The following is a 20,264-nucleotide window of genomic DNA, read 5'->3' on the forward strand; positions in this document are numbered from 1 at the left end:
GAAGCTAAGTGTTGGCTTTTCCCAAAAGCAGCGTATTTTATCATACTTTTGTATACTTGCAAAATCGGGATGCTCCCCGTAGAGCCGTTCGATCAAATCGCAGACAACGCAAAACCAGATACCGTAAAGCTCGGTTTCTTAATCGGAAAAGACCGAAAGGTTGGTTAGCACCAAGCTTGATGCACCGTGTTCAAACGATTGAAACATGGGTAAAGCGGCTTTGCAAGTTTGCTCCAATTGCTGAAATCAGACAAGAACTTGTCAAGTTTGATATGCAGCAATTGGAGAATCCTGAAATCTCTGGAACCGATTACCGTGCCGGGACTTTAGAAGGTTATTCGGTTCGTGAATATCTGCTGGAAAAATACGATAGAACCTGCTGCTATTGCGGTAAGACTGATGTTCCACTGCAAATCGAGCATATTCAGGCACGTTCCAAAGGTGGAAGTAATCGCGTTTCTAACCTTTGCATTGCCTGTGAGAAATGCAATCAAAACAAAGGCGATCGTGACATCAAGGATTTCTTGAAAGGTAAACCGGATATCGTTTCCAAGATTTTAAAGCAAGCAAAAGCACCGTTGAAAGACGCTGCTGCTGTCAATGCTACTCGATGGAAACTGCTTGAAACGTTGAAAATGCTCGAATTACCTGTAACGACAGGAACCGGAGCAGAAACCAAGTTCAATCGGATCAGACTGCATTTGGCCAAAGAACATTGGATTGATGCAGCTTGCGTTGGTGTAACAAACATTCTGAAAGTCAAGACCTGTAAAATTTTGCGAGTCAAATCAACGGGTCAAGGTGGAAGGAAAAAGTGTCAAACCGACACAATCGGTTATCCGCAAAAGTACCGTCCGTTGAAACCGATTCACGGATTTTGCACTGGGGATATCGTTAAAACCGTTATCCCAAAAGGTGTTAACCGTGGAACCTATATCGCTAGGTTGTGCCCTTACTCTGATGGAAACGGTGAAATCTACCCCAAATCAGGAAAGAAACGGATTGGAATCAAACTTGAGTACATCAAGAAAGCAGTTCACAGAAAAGATGGTTACAGCTATGCCTAAAACATACCCAAAGGGGAAGGAATGACCAGATATGTCCACATTTGAACGAACAGCTACTACCCCCAGACTTACCGACGAGGGGTAGAAACCCGGTTTTTTTTTCAGAAATCGGGTTTCTCTGTGTGATTATAAAAACTCCGTGATTCTCGCCACCCCATGCGTCAGCCCTGAAACTGTCGGAAATGTTAATCTAAGCTAAATTATAGAAAATCAACCGCTGTTTAATACTAAAACCCGATGTCCCTCACCGAACAAATCCTCTCCCAACTCCCAGGAGACGCCCTCGGAGGCTTGCGAAAGGTCGATCGACTCTGGGAAAACCTCAAACAAAACACCGCACCAGCACCCCAAACAGTCAAACACAGCCAACAACCCCTGGAAACCCTCGACTTCGACATAGTTATCGGTGGCGGAACCCTAGGAATATTAATCGGTACAGCCTTAGCCGTGCGGGGTTGGCGAGTAGCCCTGCTAGAACGCGGCATCCTGCGAGGACGCGAGCAAGAATGGAACATTTCTCGCAAAGAATTAGACGCATTCTTAGAACTAAATTTGCTATCTGTTGAAGAGATTGAAAAGGCGATCGCCACCGAATACAACCCAGCCCGCATCAGCTTTGCCAACACCCCCGACATCTGGATTTCGGGCGTACTAAACATCGGAATAGATCCAATTTACCTCCTCGAAACCCTCAAGCAGCGATTTCTAAAATCAGGAGGCAAACTCTTTGAAAATACACCATTTAAAACAGCAACAATTCACCCTGATGGAGTCGCAGTAGAATCTGCAAGTACCGACGAACAAGCTGCTACAAAAATATTTAAAACCAGATTATTTTTAGATGCAATGGGACATTTCTCGCCCATTGTCCGCCAAGCAAGACAAGGCAAAAAACCCGACGCCGTATGTTTAGTAGTCGGCAGTTGCGCTCGAGGATTTCCCCAAAACGAAACCGGCGACATATTTGCATCCTTCACGCCAATGCAAAACCAGTGCCAATATTTTTGGGAAGCATTTCCAGCCAGAGACGGCCGCACAACCTACTTATTTACCTACATAGACGCCGACACAGAAAGATTCAGTTTAGAAACATTATTTGAAGAATATTTGCGCTTGCTTCCCCAATATCAAAACGTCGAACTCGAACAGTTAAAATTCCAAAGAGCACTCTACGGATTCTTCCCCTGCTATCGCCAAAGTCCTCTCAAAACGCCTTGGGATCGCATACTCCCAGTCGGAGACAGCAGCGGCAGCCAATCTCCCCTCAGCTTCGGCGGTTTCGGCGCAATGGTGCGCCACCTCAAACGCTTAACTCTAGGAATTGACGAAGCTTTGACAAGCGACAGTCTAGACAAAAATTCCCTCGCAATTTTGCAACCGTACCAGCCGAATCTATCAGTTACCTGGTTGTTTCAGCGTTCGATGAGTGCAGCGATAAATCAAAAAATAGACCCCAATCAAATCAATCAACTTTTGGCTGCCGTATTTCAGGTAATGGAAGAGTTGGGAGAACCGGTACTCAAACCGTTTCTTCAGGATATCGTGCTGTTTCCGGCTTTGTCAAAAACCTTGTTTAAAACAGCAATTAGCCATCCCGGATTAGTTATGAAAATTATCCCGCAGGTTGGAATAGCTAATTTGCTCGATTGGATGGTTCATTATGTAAATTTAGGTATTTATACGGGATTGCAGCCTTTGGGGAAAGCCGTAGAACCGCAGGTAAAAAATTTATCACCGGGACAGCAATACTATTTCCACCGATTAGTTGAAGCGTGGCAATATGGCGCTGGAGGCGATTATTAAGTGATTAATTGTGGCACGGGCATCTTGCCCGTGGCGAATATATGAACAGGCAAGATGCCTGTTCCACGAATATATGAACAGGCAAGATGCCTGTTCCACGAATATATGAACAGGCAAGATGCCTGTTCCACAACACAATATAATTTATTACTCGTTACCAGGCTCCAGCCTGGTAACGCAGATCCCGAGGCTCTGCCTCCATTTTCGGCAGCGAGGTAGAGCATAGGGATATGGGTTCCCAGGCTCCTGCCTGGGAACCAGTTAACTGATATATAAGTTGTGAGTTATGAAGGAGCTATAACTGCAGGAAGATCCTCCATTTTTGGCACCGAGGCAGAGCCTCTAGATATGGGTTCCCAGGCTGGAGCCGGGGAACCAGTTAACTGATATATTAGTTATGAGTTATGAAGGAGCTATAACTGCTAAAGCTTGGGGAATCACTCGGAATGTTGCAGGCGTGTGAGTGGTGATTTCACCGTCGGTATTAATCGGACGGCGTTTGCTAGTATTAACCTCAAATTCTTGAGCGTGCAAGGCGCGAACGTTAGGCCAACTGGTATGATTTCCTTGCCTCATAGCTGGCAGCAAAGCAATGATTTCCCACCATTTTTTTATTTCCAAACTGTACAAATCCAGTCGCTTGTCGTAGATTGTGGCATCTTCGGCAACTGTCATGCCACCGCCGTAGTAGCGGCCGTTGCCAATGGCAATTTGAATAGTTTTAACATTAAAAGTTTGGTTTTTCACCTTAATTTCTGCTCTGAACGGTCGCGCCGACCAAAGTGTCTGCAAAGCAGTAAAAGCATAAGCTAAAACTCCCCAGCGCTGCTTTACGTCTTTAGTCAGCCGCTGGGTAATTTCCACGCTCAATCCCAAACTCGCCACATTAAAAAAATGCTTGCCGTTCACCCAACCCAAGTCTATGAGCCGAACTTTACCGCTGGCAATTACTTGACAAGCTGCGGATAAATCTGTAGGAATTCCCAGAGTGCGAGCCAAGTCGTTAGCAGTTCCCATCGGCAAAATACCCAAGGGTAACTTGGTGTCTGTCAAACCTTCTATGGCAGCGTTGAGAGTGCCGTCGCCACCGCCGATTATGACTAATTCGACTCGATTTTGGTAGCGGCGAATTGTGTCGGGAAGTTCGCGGGCGCGATCCGTAGACTCTACAATTAACTCAAAACCCCGTGCTTCTAATTCTACAGTGGCTTGAGATAATAGCTTTTGCCCTTTTCGGGAGTGCTGGTTTACTAAAAGTAGAGCTTTCTTCATTTGTGGATTTTTAATGGGAATATTGAGTGTTTTTAATTACCAAAAGTATAGCTTGATGGCTTAACTGGATCAAATTAATGCTTTATTTCCATTTTACCAATTATGATGGATTGACAAAAATGTCAAAAAATAGATAATTGTAGCAAAAGATTGCTAAAAAGTATCTTGCGTTCTCCGCTAGCTGCCATCTACCTAGCTCCTTAAAGAAGCAAAACTAAAATTATGTCTAATATTTTAGAACAAGGGCAAGTCGCTGCCGATCGCCAAAACTGGTCTGGGTTAGTCGAATGCTTGCAGCAAGTGACAGCCAAGGGCAGCAAGCCGCAGGAACAACACATTTTAGATCGAGCTGTCAGTTTAGCAATACAAGCCTTAGAATGGGGCGATTTTCAAGACCGCTGGGAAATTGCTAAAGTATTGCCCAATCTGGGAAATGGCGCGATCGCACCTTTAATTGCCGTGCTCGAAGACGCAGACGCAGACACAGAGCCCCGGTGGTTTGCCGCCCGCATCCTCGGAAACTTCGATCGCCCGGAAGTGATTCAAGCTTTAGTAGAATTAGTCAAAAATTCCGACGAAGAATTGAGCCAAATCGCCGCAGAAACCCTAGGGAATTTCGGCCCGACAGCCATAGAATCCCTCGCAACTCTCTTGCAGCAAGAAGACTCGCGACAGTTTGCAACAGCAGCACTCGCCCAAATTCGGCGCACCGAAACCATCGCACCGCTGTTGAGCGTAGTCGGAGACTCTCAAGTTGCGGTGCGGGCCGCCGCAATCGAGGCCCTGAGCAGCTTTCACGACTCCCGCATCCCGCCGGTACTGGTAGCAGCGCTCAAAGATCCGGCGACAGCAGTCAGAAAAGAAGCCGTGCGAGCTCTCGGCGCGCGCGCCTATTTAGACGCAGAATTAGATTTAGTTAACTTGCTCAAACCTTTACTTTCAGACATCCGATTAGAAGTTTGCAAGCTGGCGGCGATCGCGATCGGGCGAGTGAAAACCGATGCTGCAGCGGCTGCTTTATTTGAATTGCTGCGATCGCCCACAATTCCGGTTGAATTGCAAATCGAAACTGCGCGCGCCCTAAGCTGGAGCGAAACCGCAGTCGCTTTAGAATATTTGCAGCAAACCTTAATTGCCGAATTAAATAACACAAACTCTCCTATTTGTCAAGAGATTATCGCTGTTTTAGGGCGAGTGGAAAAGCCGGAATTAAAAGCCAAAGCTGCTGAAATTATGCTCGATTTGCTCGAAAGCAATCATCCCGCCGTGCAGTCTGCTGCAATCAAACAATCTTTAGCTTTAGGGTTAGGGCAATTAGGAGATATTAGAGCGCTAGATGTGCTGATTCAACTGTTAGCAGATGCCGACAACAGCATCAGGCTGCACTGTACGGCTGCGCTCAAACAGCTAAATGCGATCGAGGCGAGGCAGCAATTAGAAAGTTTAGCTAAGCAAGAGAGTCTCGAACCAAGATTAAAACAGGGAATTGCGATCGCCCTGCAAGAATGGCAAGAAAATTAATCAAAAGAATACTGAGGACACGGCACTGCCGTGTCCCTACAATTAATTGGGGTAGGGACTTAGGCACTCGCCGTGTCCTGACTCTGGGTAATATTAATTCCGATGCTACCGGAGTTGATATTACATCCATTGCATCCGTCGAGGGAATCCCTTGCCGAACTTCCTTCGGCTATATCATCGATTTTCTTTGTGAATTTGGGCGATCGCACTTATCACCCGCTCTAAATCTTCATCAGTTAAATTAGAACCAGAAGGCAAGCAAAGCCCGTACTCAAATAACCCTTCAGCCACGGCACCGCCCATACATTCGCAATCAGCAAATACTGGTTGTAAGTGTAAAGGTTTCCAAACCGGACGCGCTTCTATTTTCTCTCGAGCAAGCGCTAGGCGAACTTGTTCTCTATCTGCACCGAAAGCGGCCGGATCGAGCGTCAAACAAGTCAGCCAGCGAGTAGCTTTTCCAAAAGCAGCTTCCGGCATAAATTCGATTCCCGGCAAGTTTCCTAAAGCTTGTTTGTAAAAGTCAAAATTGCGCCGTCTAGCTTCCACTCGCTCTTCCAAAACCCGTAATTGACCGCGACCAATTCCCGCCAAAACATTGCTGAGACGGTAATTGTAGCCAATTTCTGAATGTTGGTAATGAGGAGCGGGGTCACGGGCTTGTGTTGCCAAAAAACGAGCTTTTTCTACCAGTTTTTGGTCATCGGAAACTAACATTCCGCCGCCGGAAGTGGTGATAATTTTATTGCCGTTGAATGAGAAAATGCCGATTTTACCAAAGCTTCCAGGCGATCTATTTTTGTAGCTAGCCCCTAGAGATTCGGCCGCATCTTCTATTAGCGGAATTTCATAAGCATTGCAAGCTTCCAGAATTGGGTCGATATCGCAACTTTGACCGTAGAGGTGTACGATAACAACAGCTTTGGGTAATTTACCAATTTTTGCTCGTTTGTCAAGCGCTTCTCTAAACAAGTCGGGGTTGAGGTTCCAAGAAGTGCGATCGCTATCGATAAAAACAGGTTTTGCGCCAAGATAAGTAATTGGGCTAGCAGTTGCAATAAAAGTCAGAGTCGAGCAAAAAACTTCATCTCCCGAACCGACACCAATTAATTGTAAAGCCAAATGCAAAGCTGCGGTACCGGAACTAACAGCCGCTGCGTGTTTAGCGCCAACTACTTGGCAGAATTCTTGCTCGAAAGCATCCACATGGGGGCCAACGGGGGCGATCCAGTTGGTGTCAAAGGCTTCTTTGACGAACTCCTGTTCCAGTGAACCCATGTGAGGTGTTGATAGGAGAATTTGTTTTTTCATCTTATCTTCAGTTGGGAGCTCGATAGGCAGGAAAAAAGTTTGACTTGAGGAGTTCTTCAGGCTGAATGTTTAAAAATTTTGCCCGCACTCCCACTAAATAATTATATTTTTCTTGGTCTGCAATCAGCCGCCCTGTAAGAAAATTGTGTTTTTGTCGGGAGAAACCTGACTTGAAAGTGTACAGGCTATCTTTAGAGCTTCCTACACCCCCTCCTAAATGTAAAAATTCATTGCCCCGTTCTTTTGCCCAGTATCGGACATAATCTAACAATAAATTAAAAGGAGAACCGTGCAAAAACTGAGTTTTCGTTCCGCCCAAATGAGCTTGAACTATCCCGCAGCATTCAAAAAACAAACAAGCAGCAGCAACTTGCTCTTCCCATTCTACAATACATAAATGAATTGCTTCGCCGAAGTTGAACAGTTGTGCAAAGTAATCTGGTTTATAATAATAAGATTTGCTCGATTCTACGCGATTCATTGTCTCTTCATAGATTGTTTTTAATTCATTCATATATTGCTCCACAGGAACCATTTTGGCAGTAAAACCAAGTCGCTTGCACTTATTAATTGTACTTTGATGACCTCTTCTAGTATGAGCCCACAGTTCAGCCTCAGAAAGTTTTAAATTAACTGAGACAGTTTCTCCGCTGACCGTGAAAATTCCCGGCTCAAAAATTTCATTAAACTTGCAGTTAAGGATTGGATGCAGCCGAAAAAAAGCTGAACATACACTTTTGCTTTTTAACGCACCTGTCAGTTGATTCATGGCAAAATCAGGAAAACCAGGAGTGTTAGCTGCTGCTTCACTTAATAAAATTCCAGGGTATCCATAGGGTGAGACAGCATCAAAAATTGCCTCGGATGTTGATTCTGGAGGCAGGATGTCATCACACCGACGCAGCAAATAAGGTACAAAGAAAATTTTGTCGCCGTCAACTATCACAACAGCTTCAGGAGTTGTATTGGTTCTGCTAGATTCCAAAGCAGCGTACTCAGGCAAATCATAAACGTCGTGGCGCAGTTTTTGCAGAGTTTTCAGCCACAAAGTATTTTGTATATCGATGATTTGAACATTCATAGTCTATCTTCTTCCGACCACAAGACGGGAAACACTGCTGGATCGCTGAAATCCGGGTCGCCGTCGGGCAATTTTCTACACAAAACTTCGTCAAAGATATGAATCTGCTTTCCTTGCTTGTTCCAAAAAGGCTGATAGTGGTTTGCCCGATCTTGGAGGTGGACTCCCATTGCTAAGCGGAAAGAATCGCTGTTATTGGGGTAGCTGCCGTGAATCGTCCAACGATGGTGAAAGCTTACTTGACCTTTTTTTAATGTCATAGCTATTTTTACCACTTGCTTTCCTTCTTGGCGAAATTTTTCTTCAAAATCCTCCAGGTTTGTGTGATTGAAAAACCGCACATCTTCGAGACCAGACCACTTGTGACTGCGATCGAGTACAACCAGTGGCCCTCTAGCTTCGTCGAAGTCGTGAAAGGGAATCCAAGCTGTTAGCAAGTTGTGGGAACTGCAAGTTGCCCAGTAAGCGCCATCTGCGTGCCACCCGACTGCACTTTTACGATCTTTTGTTGGTGGTTTGTAAACTAGCTGATCGTCCAATAATCGAATCTGTTGTGTTCTGGCCAGACGCGCTGCGATCGCGCCAATTATTGGGTGAAGCCCCAATTTGCTAAGTTGCTTATTTTGCAAAGAAACAAATTCGTTATTGCGAACAATATCCCAGCCATCTTCTGGTTTCCAGTCGCTATATCCTTTGCTGACGGGAAGTTGTGCATCTCGTTCTCCTCGGTAGAACCTTTCGCTGCCTGAAATTGCCTCGTCAATCAGCTCATCTGGGAGTACCTTTTTTGAGACATACCAGCCGTGTTCTTCGTAAAAAGCGATATCATCTTCCGTAGGTAAAAGTGCTAGCTGTTCCTCCGAAAGACCGTAGGTAAAACTCTCCATTTTTAGTTTCTTCTAGATTAGGCAGTAAGACAAGCCAGGGATTAAATCCCCTGGCTCATAGCTTAAGTCCTTTTGAGACTCCTCTCAAAAATCTTTAGTCTGTTTTAATAAACGAACCGCTAAGCTGTTCGGCATTTAAAGGAGGATAGTAGGGTGCGTCAGTAGAGAAGCGTTTCCCATGTATAGTAAGTGTTCGCGAATGACGCACCTTACCTGGATCGTTAATGGTTTAAATGCTCCACAGCTTACTGGATCTCACTGCTAGTTTGGCGATCGTCAAGCAGACCTGTGAATTCTGGGGATGTAACATAGCCTTCTTGGTTAATTCCGTCTCTTTTCAAGACTTTCAATACTGTCAGAAACAGAATTTTCAAGTCAAACCACAGAGTCCAATTATCGACATAGCAAACATCAAGTTTGAATTTAGCATCCCAGCTAATAGTATTGCGACCATTGACTTGAGCCCAACCAGTAATTCCAGGCATAACTTCGTGGCGGCGTGCTTGTTCTGGAGTATAGCGATCGAGGTATCTGACGAGTAAAGGACGAGGCCCAACAAAACTCATGTCACCTTTGAGAACGTTCAAGAGTTGAGGGAGTTCGTCCAGACTGGTTTTGCGAAGAAATTGACCGAGGAGTATCAGACGCTGTTCGTCGGGCAGTAAATTGCCATCAGCATCGCAATCGCTGGTCATAGTGCGAAACTTGTAGAAATTGAAAACGCGACCGTTTTTACCGGGACGGGGTTGGCAGAAAAAGATTGGGCCGCCCATGCGGATGTAAATGGCGATCGCAACTATTAATATTACGGGAGAAAAAACCAAAAGGGCGATCGCTGCACATAATCTATCTAATACCCACTTAACCAATTGGCTGACTTTTTTGGGATTTACTCGTTGATTAAGTTGCGATATTTGTGAGTCTGATTCGATCGGTAGTAATTCGTAAATACTCATGATTCTGCACCCTAACAGCAATTTACTGTACTTCCCTGATTTTTGCAGTATCGGGGTTTATACGTTAATGGAGCCTGTCAGCTTTACAGAAACTTTAAATAACTTCGGTATTTTATGAAGCTTTTGTGAACCTCTGGTTGGGGCGATCGCTTACCTTTACATAACTTTAAAAATTGATAATGGTGTGATATCTCAAGACACGACACTGCCGTGTACCTACCCTGCGGTGTACTAGAATCTACTTCTTGCAAACAAAGTAAAGCATCCCTGCAATTGGTTGATTTTTCAAGGATTCTAGGTCATCACACATCTTACCTTGGCCAATCTGATAACTCGAACCAACGGCAACTATTTTAAACCCGACTTGTGTCAAAATTTGGTGAGCCTCTTGTATTTTATACCAATATGGGTAAGGGCCGCGATCGAGTAGCGCCAAAAAGTTATATTTTCCGCCCAGCTTAAGCCAAGGAATATATTGAATTGAGCGATTCGATCCAGATAACCTCCTCAACATACTTAAATATGCTAAATATACTACAAACGGACTTTTGATTCTCGATTCAAAATTTAAAAATGAGAAGAGTGCTGTCCCATCATTTTTGAGAATCCGATAAGCCTCTCTCAAAGCTTTTAATCTTTTGTCCTCTTCCTCTATCAAAGATACAATTTGCTGCAAGTAAATTATCTGCTCGAAACCCGAAGTTTCATAACTTAAATCTGTTGCATCCTGCACTTCAAAAGAGATACTCTGACTTGCTTCTCTCTGCTTTGCTTGTTCGATAAACTCAGGCACATAATCATAACCGTAAAGATATTGAAAACCTAAATCTTTCATTTCGAGCAGAATTCTTCCCCCAGCAGTGCCAGCTTCAACTGTTTTTCCATTTTTATTTAAATATTTGAGAATTAGATACTTTTCGGCTTCATTGAGACCTTTTTTATCTGCCCAAGCCTCAAACTCTACTGTACTGTAAACTTCTTTGTTATTGATAATTGACATATGCTTTTCAAGTGTTATTCAAAAATGGTGCAAGATTTTAATTTTATTTGACTTTATTTTGAACAGCGATAAGCCGGAAAAAAATTTGTACTCAGTAGTTTTTCAACCTCCGTATTTAAAGACTTTGCCCGCAGTTCAACCAGATGGCGATATTTTTCTTCATCTATAATTAAGCGCAGCGTCAGAAAGGTATGCGTCTGCTTAGAGAAACCTGCTTTGAAATGATATAGACTATCTTTGCCACTTCCAACACCGCCACCCAAGTGCAAAACTTCATTGCCGCGTTCTTTAGCCCAAAATCGAATATAATCGAACATAAACTTGCTGGGTGCTTGTTTTAAAAATTCGTTTCGGGTTCCTCCCAAGTGATATTGAATTATGCCACAACACTCGGTAAATATCCCCGAACAAGTAACTTTATTCTCTAATTCTACTATACACAAGTGAACTTTTTTACCTAATTTATAAAAATCCGAAAAGTATTCACCATCAAAATAGTACGATTGCCCAGCTCCTACCCGATCCATTGTTTCATAGTAAATTGAAATAAACTCGCTGATATACTCCTGAAATGGAACCATTCTAGCAGTCATTCCAGAACGTTTCAACTTATTAATACTGGTACGATGTTCCGGTCTAGTTTGACTCCATATTTCTGTTTCAGATAGTTTCAAATTAACAGAGACAGTTGCTCCATTTAGGTTGCAAATATCAGGAGATAAAAAATCATTGAAGCCGCTGTTAAGTATCGGATGCAGCCGAAAGAATGCCGAACACACTCCCTTGGCACTTAATGCAGAGATTAGCTGATTGATTGCCAAATCTAAAAATTCTTTCGTGCTAGCTGCCTTCTCGCTCAACAAAATTCCCGGATAACCATAAGGGGAGACAACATCAAAAACTTCTTGTGTTGTTAAACGTCGGTCAAATATGCGATCGCACGGACGCAACAAATAAGGCAGAAAAAATATTTTGTCATCTTCAGCTATCAAAATAGCTTCTGCTAGGGCGTTGTTCCTAATAGACTCCAAATATAGATATTCAGGCAAATGATAGATATCGTGGCGAAGTTTTTCCAGAGTCTCTAACCACAAAGAGTCTGATAAACTAATTACTTGAACATTCATTTTCTAATCTGCAAAAAAAAAAAAAATCGATCTCATGTTCGGTTGAATCGCTTCCGGTAGCGGCATCTGTCAAGTAGGTTAAGTACGCCCTAAGCATACAAAGACTGCACCCATTCCCATTCTTGCCTCAACCCTTCCCTCAAAGAAACCTGTGCCTGATATCCCAATATTTTCTGAGCTTTGGATACGTCAGCGCTAGTATCGCGCGCATCTCCTATTCCCGATGCTAGATAATTGATGCGAATCGGGCGATCGACAATGTTTTCCATTGTGTGAATAACTTCTGCTAAAGCAACTCGACTTCCCCCTCCTATATTGAAAATTTCGCCGACAGCTTCTGGAACTTTAGCCGCAGCTACATTAGCAGCAATGCAATCGCTGATAAACGTGAAGTCTCGGGTTTGCTGTCCGTCTCCGTAAATTGAAATCGCTTCGCCGCGCAAAATTGATTTAAAAAATATGTGGAATGCCATATCGGGACGCTGGCGAGGCCCGTAAACGGTGAAATAGCGCAACATGGTTGCCGGAACGCCGAAATTGTGATAATAAAGCGAACACAAACATTCAGCGGCTAACTTAGTAATTCCGTAGGGAGAAACTGGTTGAGGACAGGCAGTTTCGCTGGTAGGGAAAGTTTCAGCATTGCCGTACACCGATGAAGAAGAAGCTAGTACAAATCTTTTCAGTTGCGGTGCATTTTTTGCTGCTTCTAAGAGTACCTGAGTTGCATTGATGTTGCGCTCGGTGTAGCTGCGGAAACCTTCTCCCCAACTAGCGCGGACGCCTGCTTGCGCTGCTTGGTGGTAAATGACTTCTGTATTAGCTAAGAGCGATCGCCAATCCAAAGATAAAATATTGTCCTCCAGCAGTTGAAAATTTGGATCTTTGGTAAAATGAGCGAGATTTTTTCTCTTCAATTCGGGATCGTAATAATCGTTGACTTCATCAATGCCGATAACTTTTTCACCTTGTTTTAACAGAGTTTCTACTAAGTGAGAGCCGATAAAACCTGCCGCGCCTGTAACTATATTAGTCATTTGTTAATTGTTAATTGTTAATTGTTGGTTGTTGATTTCAGCGTACAAAGCCTCGTATTGCTTCAGGATGTTCTGGAGTTCGTAAGCAAGTATGCTTTCCCTACCGCGCTGTGCCATTTCGCGAGCTGCTTGAGGGCGATCGAGCACCCAAGCCATAGCCTGAGCCAACCCCTCGATATCTCCCAATTTGACAAGAAGGCCGCAACCTCCTTCCAGCAAGTCGCGAGTGCCGCGAATATCTGTACCGATCGCCGGAACTTCCAGGCACAGCGACTCCATGACACAATTGGGAAGCCCCTCTTGCTCAGAAGCCAGCACTGTTGCTGCTGAGGCCCGCATCAAAACAGGAATGTCCCGACGAAATCCCAAAAAATGCACCTGATTTTCCACTCCAAGCTTCCAGGCCAACTGCTGCATCTCCTTGATTTGTCCTTGGCCAGCAAAGGCTAAGTGTGCCTCTGGTCTTCCCAAGCGAGCGAAAGCCTTTAAAACGTCCTGGGGGTGCTTGCGGGGAATTAACTCAGCAACCGACAAAAACAGTGGCGCATCCGGTAATAGTCCCAATTCCTGGCGCACTCTCCGTATTTCTGCTTCAGCAATCTCCAAGGGGTTGTAGCGATCGACATTCAACCCAGTTCCCGGTATATAACGGACTCGTTCAGCGGGAACCAGCCAGCGTTTGGCCGCTTCCTCATCCTCGCGGTTCACGACAACTAGGCAATCAGTCCAAGGCCCGGCCAGCTTTTCTAGCCCCAGAAAAATTGCATTTTTGAGCGGTGAACCTCCTTTGTAGAAGTGAAAACCTTGGGCCGTATAGATCACCTTGAGTTTTCCCTGCTTTCTCAAATCATTGAGAACATAACGACTGACAAAGGCCCCCACGGGTGTGGAGACATTTACCAAGTTATAGGTATGCTGTGCTAGCACTTCTCGCATTTGTGGCGGCGCAACCAGCAGATTTTGCGGCGCGGTGGGGTTTCGGGACCAGTCGATTTCCCAGGTGCGATCGAATGCCTGCAAGCATTCAGGACAAGTCGAAACTCCTTTAGCCATCCCGTCTACCTGCCAACCGATCTCGCGCAAGTGGCGGGCAATGGGTGCGAAGAAAGCGCGGAGAGTTGGTGCGATCGTCGTTACTATCAATAGTTTGTTCATTTTTTTTCTCTCAACCAAACTTCTGTTTGCTCTCGCACGAAGCGGTAAAGTTGATTCCGCCTTTCCCGCAGCACTTCATCTCGATACTCTTTGGCTTTCTCCAGGTTGCGGGCCGACATCCGAGTCATGCGTTCTGGATTCGTCACCACTTCGCGAATTTTATGAGCCAAAGCAGTCGCATCACCAGGCGACACCATATCTTCCGGCGGCAGCAGTTCGGGAATGCCACCTACCGTAGAACCGATGCACGGGAGCGATCGGGCCATCGCTTCGATCATTGCTCTAGGTAAGCCTTCCTGGCGGGAAGGTAGGATGAAAAGCTCTGCTTTGTCCAACTGGGCGCGTACAGCATCGCCAGCAGTTAATTGGCCGAGAAAACAAACCCGATCGGCTATACCGCGGGCCTGGGCTCGCGCCTCCAATTCTGACCGATGTTTGCCATCTCCCACCAAAACCAACTTCAGGTTTAATCCCGACTGCACGCAGGTAGCTACAGCATCAATTAGGACATCTGGGGCTTTATAGAGTTGAGCCAGCGTGCCGACACTAACCAGGGTGAAAGATTGCTTGTCGCGATCGTCAAAACGGGGTGCAGCAGCAAAAGCCGAAGTTGGCAATTCAACACTGGAATAGTGGGTTGAAAACGCCCCAGACCCAGAAGGGTATCGGCGTTGCAGGGCACCTTCTGTAACGTAGGCAGCAGCACAAGCCCCAGCGCATTGATGCCTCAACTTGCGTGGAAACCACCAGCGGAAGAACGGGCGCAAGGGATGTTTAACTGCACCGGGCGCGAAGACATCATAGGGGTCGGCTACGACTTCTACGGCATACGGATGATTTATCTTGCTTAACATCGGTTGAATGCAAGAAGCTACCTGCGAACCAACTCGCAGAATCACCGCATCGTTCGCTGCAACTGCATTTTTGGCGGCACGCTGGACTTGCGAGACTTTCTGGAGGTACTGCCAAGGGCCGATGTAGTATGGTACGGCTGCAAAGGAAACCCCTTCGCCGTCTGCGCGTTTGCAGTCGCCAGACACTGAAGCAACTTCCAGAACCCTCGCCACCACGAGCACGCGATCGAAAACTTCTAAGTAACGCATCCAGAAGGAATGTGGAAACGCTACCTGCGTCCACACCTTTCCGTCAGGAGTGCGATCGAATCGATGTTCGAGAGCAACAACAACATTCATAAATTAGTTTCTCAGACTATAAACGCGAACATCTAAGGGATTTAGCGAACCAGTGAGTTGACCGTTTTTAACGCTCATACCAGAAGCGCGATCTGGAAAAATCTGTCGTGCTTCTCTGACATTTTCTGGAAGTGTTATTGCCAGATCGGCAATGCGATCGTATGAGGTATTAATGACAACAGCTAAAGTTTGGTTTTGATACAACCAAATTGCTGCCAAGAGGTTTTTTACCCCCGTCTCAATATTTTTCAAATCTCCGTCTAGCAAGAACGAGCTAATTGCTTGCATTTCTGGCACTAAAGATTTGATTCCCAACCATAAATCTGGATGCTCTCGCAAACTCCATTCCTCATCGTAATAAGTGTAGTAAATAATTCCTTTTGCACCAGCCAAAATTGCCTGATATGTCATATTACGTATTTCATCAAAATTTGGTACTTTTGCCCCTTCATGATACCATCTAAATGACTGCACGTTTCCAATAATTAAGCGATTTTTTGGGGCGGCATCGCGAGCAATAGAAATCATATATTTAACCGTATTTAAGGGAAGATTTTCTCCTACAGGATAAGCTTGAACGCCAATGGCATCAGCCGTATTGATAAAATTAGCAATTTTCTTTTCTTTGCTACCGCTAATATAGGTTATGTGAGCGGGATCGGCAGTTTTAAATTTACAATGTAAATCTAAAATCTGATTCGGCGTAAATCCATCCTTATTACTATCGACATCATCAGCAATACTCCAACCCAAAATAACTGGTTTATCCTTAAATTTATTGACAACTTGTATGGGGTCAACCGTTGGCACTAACTCAAATTCAGTCAGGACGTAAATACCGATTTTCTCGGCCTCATCTAGAAATTTTTCATAGTCGTCAAACTTTTCAAACCTTTTGAAAGAAGCGTGAATTATATTAAACCCTGCCGCTGCAATTTCCCGTAGATGATTGAGGCGAACTTCCGCAGTAGATGACGATGAAACGTGATAAAAACCAAAGGGAAAAAATGGTTTACCGTTAACCATAGCAGTACCGTCAGCACGAACTTCTGTTCTCGTCGAAGTTCTATTAGCAATAACGGGGACATCATCCGCACAGAATAAGCCGATCTTAGCACTACTGCACGAGCTGAAATAAAAAACAACTGAAATCAACAAAACAGATAATACCATAATTGCTTTGCCAGGAGACTTATTAGTTTTTTTTCTGTTATTGCTACTCATTGGTTAAGTTCGTCTGCGATCGTGTTGCTACCTGTTTAAAGTCTGTAATATCTGTCTTGTTAACAGCGATCACTCATGGGGAGGAATAGTATTTTGTGTTTGATAGGGACTAGCACTTGAACTCAACGCTAAAGCACCGAATAGGAAAATCCACCACAGACAACTGAGTATTTGCAGCCTAAAAATAAAAAAATTCATAAATACGGAAAATCCAGATGCAACCATTCCACAGGCAAAAATTGGAAATACCAATTTTCTTGAATCTCGAAGTAAGAGACGAGCATATACAGTCCACAAAAACACAAAATATAGGAAACCCACCATTCCCAGCTCGACAATTAGGAGCAAAAAAGTTGAGTGAGGGTGATATAAAATCGGGCCGAAGGAAGTTCGTATTACTTTGAAAGTTCGACCTCCATCTACATCTGAACCATCCTCAATATCTAGAATATACCAATCCCAGTAAGAGCCATAACCAGAACCAAAAATATTCAAGTCGTTAGTACGATTACTAATAATCTTAAAAGAGGTTGAGTATGTATCTGAACGGGATGAGTCTTCCAAGGACTGCAAGCGATCGCCACTATTTGATGTTGCAAAGACTATTGCTGCTGCTATCATTACGAAAACAATTACTCCCAGAGCAGCAAGAGCAGCCATTTTCTTATTTTTATTAAATAAAATAGTCAAACAAAGAAATACACCAATAATTAGTATTGCGCCCCGCGACCCAAGACCGATTAGAGTCAGCATTAAAATAAAAATAATGGTAAGCTTAAATAAACGTTGGGTAGGAGTTTGAATCAGCTCTTGAATCGCAAATGCCAACGCTGGTATTAGCACAAAATATCCATCATCTGACCCAAACAGCGGGCCTTGTACCCGCACGGTCGGATCGTTAATTAGCGCGCTTCTTACACCTGCAAACTGGAAGGATGATAAAGATGTGACTGTGTATAACAGCCCCACCGCAGCTAAACCAACTGTAAGTCGCCAGAGAAATAACCGTAAAGATGCGGCCGGTCTTTTTGCGATCGCATTATAGCCAAGTAAAAAGCTGGATGCTGTCAAGATCAGGGTACAGATCATTCCCTTAGCGTCGCGCGGGTCCATGCGACTATCTTGAAGGGATAGCGTAGCGTAAAATATCAGGCTAACTGTCAAGATTGGCAAGTGATAATGCCAAGGTTGGAGGAAGGTGGCGATTAGATGTTCCCGTCTGGGTAAGGTTGTACTTGAGGGTTTTTTCATCCTTGGCCACAACAAGAATATGCAAGCGACTACCACAAGAAGTATGTCTTTGCCGTTAACAGGTATCGATTCAATTTCAAACCACGGAGTTTTGGTCGATGGTAGCACCGTCCAATAGAAAAAGCTAAACCAGAACAGCACGTCTAACATAAAAGGAAATTAGGAGAAATGACTAGCGCTAGCAGCTAGGAAAGTTAGCCTGATAGACTTTGGTCAGCTCTTTTACACTCATCTCAATACTGAAAGAACTCTTTTCTAAAACCCCTAGGGCATCCGATTGGGTAATGGCTGATGTATCGCCTCGTGCTGACAAAACTGCCTCTGCCCAATCCGATGCCGATCGCGACAAGGAAATTCGCCGCACCAGAGGCTTGACAATATCGACTTCCTCGGTAATGACATCGGAAAAAATACAGGGAAGTCCAGCCGCTTGTGCTTCTAGCAATACTAAAGGCAACCCTTCGTGAAGAGATGGCAAAAGGAATACATCCATAGCACCTAGCATTAAGTGGGGTACGTCAGGTCGGAGACCTGCGAAAATAATACGGTCTGTCAAACCAAGCTGAATCACTTTCTGTTCGATTTCTGGGCGCAGCGAACCGTCACCTATCAGTAATAGGCGCATTCTCGGTTCTCGTTTGGCAACTTCCGCCACAATTTCCAACAGAAACACATGGTTCTTTTGTTCGATAAATCTGCCTACATGACCGATCGCAAAAGCATCGGCAGGTAAACCCAATTCAGTCCGAATAGCAACCGAATTGACAGGAGACTGGAACGGAGTTAGATCGATGCCATAGTAAAGAATTTGCCTGCGCGGATTGGTTGACCATGCTGAACCGAATAGAGACGCGGCTGCTTTGTAGCTAACTCCTAAACCAACTGTTGCGTAGCGATCGACCCACCATTCTGTTAAAGCTAGATACACGCGCCGATACCATCCTGCTTTTGCCTGAACTGAGGAGGTATCGTTATGACTTTGGGCAATGCGGACAGCTATGCCGGCTTGTTTTGCTAACCAAAGAACGTAACCGCTGAAGTGATGAACGTGACTGTGAACAATGTCATAGGGCCCGTATTCGCGTAGAATTCGTTTAAAGTTGCGATTGTAAAGCCAAGGTTTTGCAGGATCGAGGCACGGGATAATCTTGCTGCCAAGAGCACGCACTTCGTCGTCGTAAGGACAGGGTTTCTCAGTGTGAACTGCAAAGTCCATCTGGAAACGATCGCGATCGATATTTCGCAAAACGTGCATTAGCCAAGTTTCCACGCCACCCCGGTTCATGCCCCCGACGACGTGGAGGATACGGATTGTTTGTCGATCAACTGATGTCATACTTTGCTCTCTCCAAGTTCCTAGGCTTCAACTTCAAAACGCTCCTTTATAAAGTTTTATCAACTCCTTATCTGAAAGAATCGAATCACTTTTTCGACCCATAAAATAATACCCTGATGCAGCATCAAGAGTTCCTGCTTTGTCAATCAAGAATTCATCAAAATACGTCAGATAAAACGAGGTAAATCTTGCAAAGATATCAAGCAAAATTCTCACAAATTTTGATTTAGTAAAACTCAACAGAAAATAACTGTAAGACCAAGCTAACGCCATTCCTGGTCCGCACACAGCTCCACTCTCAATTTCCTCAAACTTTCTAAATAAGCGACGGTGCCCCAGGTGAGTAAAACGAGTAAAGTCATAGCAACCTCCATGTACTTGCTGCATAAATGGCGTTTCGGCATAAACTAACCCATCTTTTTTTAAGACTCTATGAATTTCTTCTACACATTTCTGAGGGTCAACTACATGTTCAAGAACTGCCTGTACAATTACACCATCAAATGAATCATCTTTAAAGGGTATGCTATGTGCATCCAAGATAACATCTGTTCGATCGCCAAAGGAAACATCACTTTCAACTAATACAATTTCTGGATATTTCACCACAACTTTCATTCCTTTTCCCAATATACTTCCACCCAGCACTAAAACCTTTGGTGAATTTGATTTAGTCAGTAAAAGTTTCACAAAATCTTGATAGTGATTGACTGTTTTTATATTCCTACTTGTATCAGGAATGAATCGCTTTATGAATTGTTTAACAGGATTTTTGGGGGCTAAATCAAAATATGTATTGTGACGGCTTAAAAAGTCATCAATAGAAAATATGCTGGCATCCTCATCGATCAAAATTGGTATGCCATCTCTTACCGGGAATAACAAGTTACATTCAAAATTGTTGCATTTGTATTGTTCGCTACTGATTAATCCTAAATTTGATCTACATCTGGGGCAGCAAAGTAGCGGTTGAATGGTGGCAGGTAGTTTGATTTCAGATTGCATTGATTTAATTCCTAAGTTATTTAGTACAAAGCTAAACA

The 20,264-nt window shown here is 44.3% G+C and carries 17 protein-coding genes; 3 read left to right on the plus strand and 14 right to left on the minus strand.

The genetic code is table 11. The annotated features are described in order from the left end of the window. Positions 1–8 precede the first annotated feature (8 nt). Both iscB and QUA56_RS31705 read left to right on the plus strand, forming a co-directional pair. The gene (gene iscB, locus QUA56_RS31700; protein WP_333366480.1) at positions 9–1,067 is read left to right on the plus strand and encodes an RNA-guided endonuclease IscB; all 1,059 of its coding nucleotides are present in this window, start codon (positions 9–11) and stop codon (positions 1,065–1,067) included. A 237-nt stretch (positions 1,068–1,304) separates the two neighbouring features. After that, a complete protein-coding gene (locus QUA56_RS31705; RefSeq protein WP_333366482.1) occupies positions 1,305–2,870 on the plus strand; it encodes an FAD-dependent oxidoreductase in 1,566 nt (521 codons plus the stop codon). Between the two features lie 402 nt (positions 2,871–3,272). Here the strand turns inward: QUA56_RS31705 and QUA56_RS31710 are convergent, their stop codons facing one another. Next, entirely contained in the window at positions 3,273–4,142 is an 870-nt protein-coding gene (locus QUA56_RS31710) for a lipid kinase (RefSeq protein ID WP_333366485.1), read from the minus strand. A gap of 222 nt (positions 4,143–4,364) precedes the next feature. Here QUA56_RS31710 and QUA56_RS31715 point away from each other — a divergent pair, with 222 nt between their 5' ends. Then, positions 4,365–5,663, plus strand: a complete 1,299-nt coding sequence (locus QUA56_RS31715; protein ID WP_333366488.1) for a HEAT repeat domain-containing protein — start codon at positions 4,365–4,367, stop codon at positions 5,661–5,663. Positions 5,664–5,837: 174 nt separating this feature from the next. Here the strand turns inward: QUA56_RS31715 and QUA56_RS31720 are convergent, their stop codons facing one another. From QUA56_RS31720 to QUA56_RS31780, 13 genes are all read right to left on the minus strand, one after another. After that, on the minus strand, positions 5,838–6,974 hold the full coding sequence (locus QUA56_RS31720; protein WP_333366491.1) for a DegT/DnrJ/EryC1/StrS family aminotransferase: 1,137 nt from the start codon (positions 6,972–6,974) through the stop codon (positions 5,838–5,840). 7 nt (positions 6,975–6,981) lie between these two features. Next, complete coding sequence (locus QUA56_RS31725; RefSeq protein ID WP_333366494.1) at positions 6,982–8,055, minus strand: FemAB family protein; 1,074 nt, start codon at positions 8,053–8,055, stop codon at positions 6,982–6,984. Then, a complete protein-coding gene (locus QUA56_RS31730) occupies positions 8,052–8,942 on the minus strand; it encodes a phytanoyl-CoA dioxygenase family protein (protein WP_333366496.1) in 891 nt (296 codons plus the stop codon). The genes QUA56_RS31725 and QUA56_RS31730 overlap by 4 nt, the downstream gene beginning before the upstream one ends. Before the next feature lie 245 nt (positions 8,943–9,187). Next, on the minus strand, positions 9,188–9,898 hold the full coding sequence (locus QUA56_RS31735; RefSeq protein ID WP_333366499.1) for a sugar transferase: 711 nt from the start codon (positions 9,896–9,898) through the stop codon (positions 9,188–9,190). A gap of 238 nt (positions 9,899–10,136) precedes the next feature. Beyond that, positions 10,137–10,898, minus strand: coding sequence for a class I SAM-dependent methyltransferase (locus QUA56_RS31740; RefSeq protein WP_333366501.1), 762 nt, complete (start codon positions 10,896–10,898; stop codon positions 10,137–10,139). A 53-nt stretch (positions 10,899–10,951) separates the two neighbouring features. After that, complete coding sequence (locus QUA56_RS31745; protein ID WP_333366503.1) at positions 10,952–12,025, minus strand: FemAB family protein; 1,074 nt, start codon at positions 12,023–12,025, stop codon at positions 10,952–10,954. Between the two features lie 89 nt (positions 12,026–12,114). Continuing rightward, a complete protein-coding gene (locus QUA56_RS31750) occupies positions 12,115–13,062 on the minus strand; it encodes a GDP-mannose 4,6-dehydratase (protein ID WP_333366506.1) in 948 nt (315 codons plus the stop codon). A 3-nt stretch (positions 13,063–13,065) separates the two neighbouring features. Next, the gene (locus QUA56_RS31755; RefSeq protein WP_333366509.1) at positions 13,066–14,217 is read right to left on the minus strand and encodes a glycosyltransferase; all 1,152 of its coding nucleotides are present in this window, start codon (positions 14,215–14,217) and stop codon (positions 13,066–13,068) included. Next, entirely contained in the window at positions 14,214–15,410 is a 1,197-nt protein-coding gene (locus QUA56_RS31760) for a glycosyltransferase family 4 protein (RefSeq protein ID WP_333366512.1), read from the minus strand. Before QUA56_RS31760 ends, QUA56_RS31755 begins: the two co-directional genes overlap by 4 nt. Positions 15,411–15,413: 3 nt before the next feature. Beyond that, entirely contained in the window at positions 15,414–16,583 is a 1,170-nt protein-coding gene (locus QUA56_RS31765) for a hypothetical protein (protein ID WP_333366514.1), read from the minus strand. Between the two features lie 120 nt (positions 16,584–16,703). Further along, positions 16,704–18,035 (minus strand): O-antigen ligase family protein, encoded by a 1,332-nt coding sequence (locus QUA56_RS31770; RefSeq protein WP_333366518.1) that lies wholly within the window; start codon positions 18,033–18,035, stop codon positions 16,704–16,706. 28 nt (positions 18,036–18,063) lie between these two features. Beyond that, positions 18,064–19,221 (minus strand): glycosyltransferase family 1 protein, encoded by a 1,158-nt coding sequence (locus QUA56_RS31775; protein WP_333366521.1) that lies wholly within the window; start codon positions 19,219–19,221, stop codon positions 18,064–18,066. 33 nt (positions 19,222–19,254) lie between these two features. Continuing rightward, positions 19,255–20,226 (minus strand): methyltransferase domain-containing protein, encoded by a 972-nt coding sequence (locus tag QUA56_RS31780; RefSeq protein ID WP_333366524.1) that lies wholly within the window; start codon positions 20,224–20,226, stop codon positions 19,255–19,257. Between the last annotated feature and the right edge of the window lie 38 nt (positions 20,227–20,264).

This window comes from Microcoleus sp. N3A4, assembly GCF_036701805.1.
Classification (GTDB): Bacteria; Cyanobacteriota; Cyanobacteriia; order Cyanobacteriales; family Microcoleaceae; genus Microcoleus.